6 protein-coding genes are annotated in these 4,340 nt (G+C 70.4%); 1 reads left to right on the forward strand and 5 read right to left on the reverse strand.

The window, feature by feature from the left end:
* Window positions 1–276 (forward strand): SDR family oxidoreductase (locus tag V6M56_RS20215; RefSeq protein WP_332686352.1); only part of this gene is annotated, 276 nt, incomplete at its 5' end.
* Between the two features lie 12 nt (window positions 277–288).
* On the opposite strand, the gene V6M56_RS20220 is transcribed toward V6M56_RS20215, so the two are convergent.
* The 5 genes from V6M56_RS20220 to lgt form a co-directional block, all read right to left on the reverse strand.
* Window positions 289–918 carry a 2-hydroxychromene-2-carboxylate isomerase gene (locus tag V6M56_RS20220; RefSeq protein WP_332686354.1) on the reverse strand — a complete coding sequence of 210 codons (630 nt, stop codon included), beginning with the start codon at window positions 916–918 and terminating at the stop codon, window positions 289–291.
* A 181-nt stretch (window positions 919–1,099) separates the two neighbouring features.
* The gene (locus tag V6M56_RS20225) at window positions 1,100–1,387 is read right to left on the reverse strand and encodes a hypothetical protein (RefSeq protein WP_442881200.1); all 288 of its coding nucleotides are present in this window, start codon (window positions 1,385–1,387) and stop codon (window positions 1,100–1,102) included.
* 116 nt (window positions 1,388–1,503) lie between these two features.
* Complete coding sequence (gene pgeF / locus V6M56_RS20230) at window positions 1,504–2,268, reverse strand: peptidoglycan editing factor PgeF (RefSeq protein ID WP_332686359.1); 765 nt, start codon at window positions 2,266–2,268, stop codon at window positions 1,504–1,506.
* 20 nt (window positions 2,269–2,288) lie between these two features.
* On the reverse strand, window positions 2,289–3,386 hold the full coding sequence (locus V6M56_RS20235; protein WP_332686361.1) for a class I SAM-dependent methyltransferase: 1,098 nt from the start codon (window positions 3,384–3,386) through the stop codon (window positions 2,289–2,291).
* The gene (gene lgt, locus V6M56_RS20240) at window positions 3,383–4,225 is read right to left on the reverse strand and encodes a prolipoprotein diacylglyceryl transferase (RefSeq protein WP_332686363.1); all 843 of its coding nucleotides are present in this window, start codon (window positions 4,223–4,225) and stop codon (window positions 3,383–3,385) included. The genes V6M56_RS20235 and lgt overlap by 4 nt, the downstream gene beginning before the upstream one ends.
* Between the last annotated feature and the right edge of the window lie 115 nt (window positions 4,226–4,340).

Raw genomic sequence — 4,340 nt, forward strand, 5'->3', positions numbered from 1 at the left:
GCGCTGCTGACCGCGACGACGACGATGGCGCAGGCGCTCGCGCCGCGCATCCGGGTCAATGCGGTCGGCCCCGGGCCGACCTTCGCCAATCCGCATGACGGCGAGACCCTGCTGGAGGCGGAGGCGCAGGGCACCGTGCTGAACCGCAAGGTCGAGGCAAGCGACATCGCCGACGCCGTGCTCTATCTGGCCCGCGCCGAGGCGATCACCGGGCAGATGATCGCCGTCGACGCCGGCCAGCACCTCGCCTGGCGCACGCCCGACATCGTCGGCTGACGGCCGGGCGGTTCAGGCGGTGGCGTCGGCCCGGTAGGCCGCACGCCCGCTCGCCAGCGCCTCATCCAGCAATTCGAGCCGATCCTGGCCCCAGAACACCTCGCCATCGAGCACATAGCTCGGCGCGCCGAAGACGCCGGCGGCGACCGCCGCCTCGATCGTCCGCGCATAGCGGGCCGCAACCGCGTCCGAGCCAGCCTGCTCGACCAGCGCCTCGCCGTCGAGGCCGGAGGCATTGGCCATCTCGACGACCAGGTCGCGTTGCGACAGGTCGAGTTCCTGCGCCCAGACGCCGGCCAGCACCCGTTCCATGAAGGCGCCGGGATCGCTGCCGGCAAGCGTCGCCGCGATCAGCGTCCGGTCGGCGAGCGCGATATCGGCCGAGGCATGGCGCGGGAACAGGTTGAGTGGCCGGTCGCGACGTTGGCGCCAGCGCTGCAGTTCCATGATGCGATAGCGCTGCCGCACCGGGTGGCGCTTCGGCAGGGGCAGGCCGCCGGTCTCGTCGAAGACCGAGCGCAACGGCGTCGGCCAATAGCGCACCGTGCAGCCATGCCGCCGCGTGATATCGAGGAAGAGCTCGTGGCCGAGATAGGTCCAGGGCGAATAGAGGGTGAAGTAATAGTCGATCTGTCGCGGCATGGCCCGGCCTCCAGGAAGGAGCGCGACAGTGCCCTTTCCCGAGACCGCGCGGCAAGCGCAGCCGGCACGAATAGTCGTGATCGTTCAGATCAAGGAAATGCCGCGCCGGGCGCTGGAGGATATTCTCGCGACCAGGTGTTCAACCTGACCGGCTCTGGCGCCCGGCGCGCAATCTCCGCACTCAGGCGGCGGCCTTGTTCTTCACGGCGCCGATGATCGCCGTCAGGATCGCGCCGCCGGCGCCGCCGGCGATCAGGTTGGTGAGGATGCCGCCGATGCTGAAATTGCCGCTCGTCGCGGCGGCCGAAATGGCGGGCAGGACGAGCGGGATGAGTTGGCCGAGCACGCCGCCGCCGACCAGTCCCGCGATGGTGTTGCCGATGGTTCCCAGATCGAAGGTCGGCGACGCCTTGCCGGCCGCATTGCCGCCGAGCGCGCCGGCAACCAAATTCATCAGAATCTGTTCCATTTGTCCCCCGAAGCCATGGTTAGTGGTGGATGGCCGCGAGAGGATGACTCCGCCCCCGCCCGGACGCAACCGGCGTGGCGCAAGGGTCGGGAATGCAGCGGCAGGTTGCGCCGGCTTCAGGCCAGCACGATCGCCGAGATCAGCCGGCCATAATCCCCCTCCTGACGGTGGGTCGTGCGCCGATAGCTGTAGAAGCGGGCTTCGTCGCCATAAGTGCACAGGCCAAGATCGATGAAACGGCCGATTCCCGCCTCATGGGCGCGATGGGCGATGAAGGCCGGCAGGTCGAACAGCGCATGCGCCGGCCGTTCCGACGCGTGGAAGAAGCGGGCGAAGGTCGCGTTCTCGCCCTTGAAGCGCTCGATGAATTCCGGCCCGACCTCATAGGCTGCGGCGCTGATCGTCGGGCCGAGCACGGCGATGATTCGCTCGCGCCGCGCGCCGAGCTTCTCCATCGCCGTCACGGTCGCGCCGACGATGCCGCCAAAGGCGCCCTTCCAGCCCGCATGCGCCGCGCCGATGACGCCCGCCTCGCTGTCGGCGAACAGGATCGGCCCGCAATCGGCGCTGGAGACGCCGAGCGCGACGCCATGGGCGATCGTCACCATCGCATCGGCCTTGGGGCGCTCGGCCGGCCAGGGCCCGGTCACGATCGCCACATCCGGCGAATGCACCTGGTAGACGCTGACCAGCCGGTCGCGCTCAACCCCCAGATGCGCCGCCATGCGGGCCCGGTTCTCGGCGACATGGCGCTGGTCGTCCTGGGACCCCACCCCGCCGTTCAGCGATGCGTAGATCCCGCTCGAGACCCCGCCCTCGCGCGTGAAGAAGGCGTGGCGGATGCCGGTTTCATGGGCAAGATCGGGAGAGGTGATGAACATCGCTGGCTCCGCGGTTCGTGTCAGCCCTGCTCTGGCAGGCGATGAAGGTCAAATCCGGGCAGGAGCGACAGGCGCGGATCGGCCAGCGCCAGCACCTTGAAGAGCTCGCCCATCGCAGTCGTGCCGGTCTCGGCCAGGCGCGCCGCCCCGGCGCTAAGTGCCGCAGCCTGCTCCGGCGTGGCGCGGCGCGTCAGCGCCTCGATGCGTTGTTCGAGCCCCAGCGCCAGCAGGAAATCGCGCTGCGTCGCCGGGCCGTGCGCCGCTGCGCCGGCGGCCAGGGCCGCCTGCGCCATCCGGGCGAAATCGACATGCACGGTGAGATCGGCGTCGCCGGGCTCGGCCAGCGGGTCGACGAAGCCGTGTCGCCGCATCGCCTGCAGTGTATCGCCGAAGCCGCTGCGCGGCGAACCGTAATCGACGAACAGCGCCGCCCCGCCCTCCCCCGCGACATGACGCGCCACGATCGCGACCGTCTCCAGCGCCGCCAGCGGCTGCTCGAGCACGGCCCCTTGCGGCGCCGCGCGGGCCAGCGCCGACTCGGCTTCGCCCGACAGCCCGAAGGCGAGCCGGCCCTCGCCGTCGAGGCCGACCAGCCGCTCGCGCCAGCCTTCCGGCGTCAGCACGAACTGGTCGAGCGGCAGAGCATCGAGGAACTCGTTGGCAATGACGATCGCCGGTCCGTCGAGCGCGTCCTGCACCCGCTCATGCCAGATGGCCGTTGCGCCGGCGGCAGCGAGGCTTTCCGCCTGCCGCTCCCGCAGCACCGGGCTGGTCTCGACGAGATGGACCGAGAGCGCGGCACGAAAACCGGGGACGAGCTTTCCCGCCCGCAGCACGTCCTGCATCAGCGTGCCGCGCCCGGGGCCGAGCTCGACCAGCCGCAACGCCGCCGGCTCGCCCATCATCCGCCAGACCGTCGCGGCCCATAGCCCGATCAGCTCGCCGAAGACCTGGCTGATCTCGGGCGCCGTGGTGAAATCGCCGGCCGCGCCGAACGGGTCCTGCTTCATGTAGTAGCCATGGCGCGGATGGCCGAGGCAGAGCGCCATGTAGCGCGAGACGCTGAGCGGCCCCTCGTCGCGGATCAGGCGCACGAGTTCCTGCGCCAGTGGCGTCACGATTCGGCCTGCCCTCGCCGCGCGCGCAGGAACAGCACGAGCCCGGCCAGGAACAGCGGCAGCGACAGGAGCATGCCCATGGTCAGCCCGCCGCCGGCCCCGCTGCCGGTGCCGAACAGGAAGCCGAGCTGCGGATCGGGCTCGCGGAAGAACTCGCAGACGATGCGCGCCACGGCATAGCCCATGCCGAACACCCCGGCGACGAGGCCGGGCCGCCGGAAGCCGCCGGCCCGCACCACCAGCGCCAGCAGGATGAAGAGCAGGATGCCCTCGGCGAACGCCTCGTAGAGCTGGCTCGGATGGCGCGGCACCGGCCCGGCATGCGGGAAGACCATCGCCCAGGGCACGTCCGGCGCCGGCCGGCCCCAGAGCTCGGCATTGATGAAATTGGCGATGCGCCCGAGGAAGAGCCCGACCGGCACGACCGCCGCGGCAAGGTCGAAGACGCTCAGCACCGGCACGCCGCGCCGGCGGGCGAAGAGCCAGAGCCCGGTCACGGCGCCGACGAGCCCGCCATGGAAGGACATGCCGCCCTGCCAGACCGCGACGATGTCCTGCGGCCGGGCGAGATAGCGCTCGAGATCGTAGAACAGCACGAAGCCGAGGCGCCCGCCGAGCACGACGCCGAGCGCGACGAAGAGCAGCATGTCGTCGAGCTGGTCGGCGCCGGGCCGGGCCCGGCCGTTCCACAGCCCTTCGGCCATCACCAGCCTGCGGCAATACCACCAGCCGCCGAGCAGGCCGGCGACATAGGCCAGCCCGTACCATTTGATCGCGATCGGCCCGAAGGAGACGGCGACCGGGTCGATCACCGGAAAGGGAATGGCGAAGACGGGCATTAGCACGGTTCCGAGGCTGGCTTGCTTCAGCCCTCATCCTGAGGAGCCGCGAAGCGGCGTCTCGAAGGATGATCCAGAACGCTCTGATGGCATCTGGAGCATCCTTCGCGACGCG

This window comes from Allobosea sp., from assembly GCF_036675845.1.
In the GTDB taxonomy this organism is placed as follows: domain Bacteria; phylum Pseudomonadota; class Alphaproteobacteria; order Rhizobiales; family Beijerinckiaceae; genus Allobosea.

Coding starts and splice junctions, on each gene's coding strand:
- V6M56_RS20225 (WP_442881200.1), bottom strand. CDS start 1,387: ATGGAACAGATTCTGATGAATTTGGTTGCCGGCGCGCTCGGCGGCAAT.
- V6M56_RS20220 (WP_332686354.1), bottom strand. CDS start 918: ATGCCGCGACAGATCGACTATTACTTCACCCTCTATTCGCCCTGGACC.
- pgeF (WP_332686359.1), bottom strand. CDS start 2,268: ATGTTCATCACCTCTCCCGATCTTGCCCATGAAACCGGCATCCGCCAC.
- lgt (WP_332686363.1), bottom strand. CDS start 4,225: ATGCCCGTCTTCGCCATTCCCTTTCCGGTGATCGACCCGGTCGCCGTC.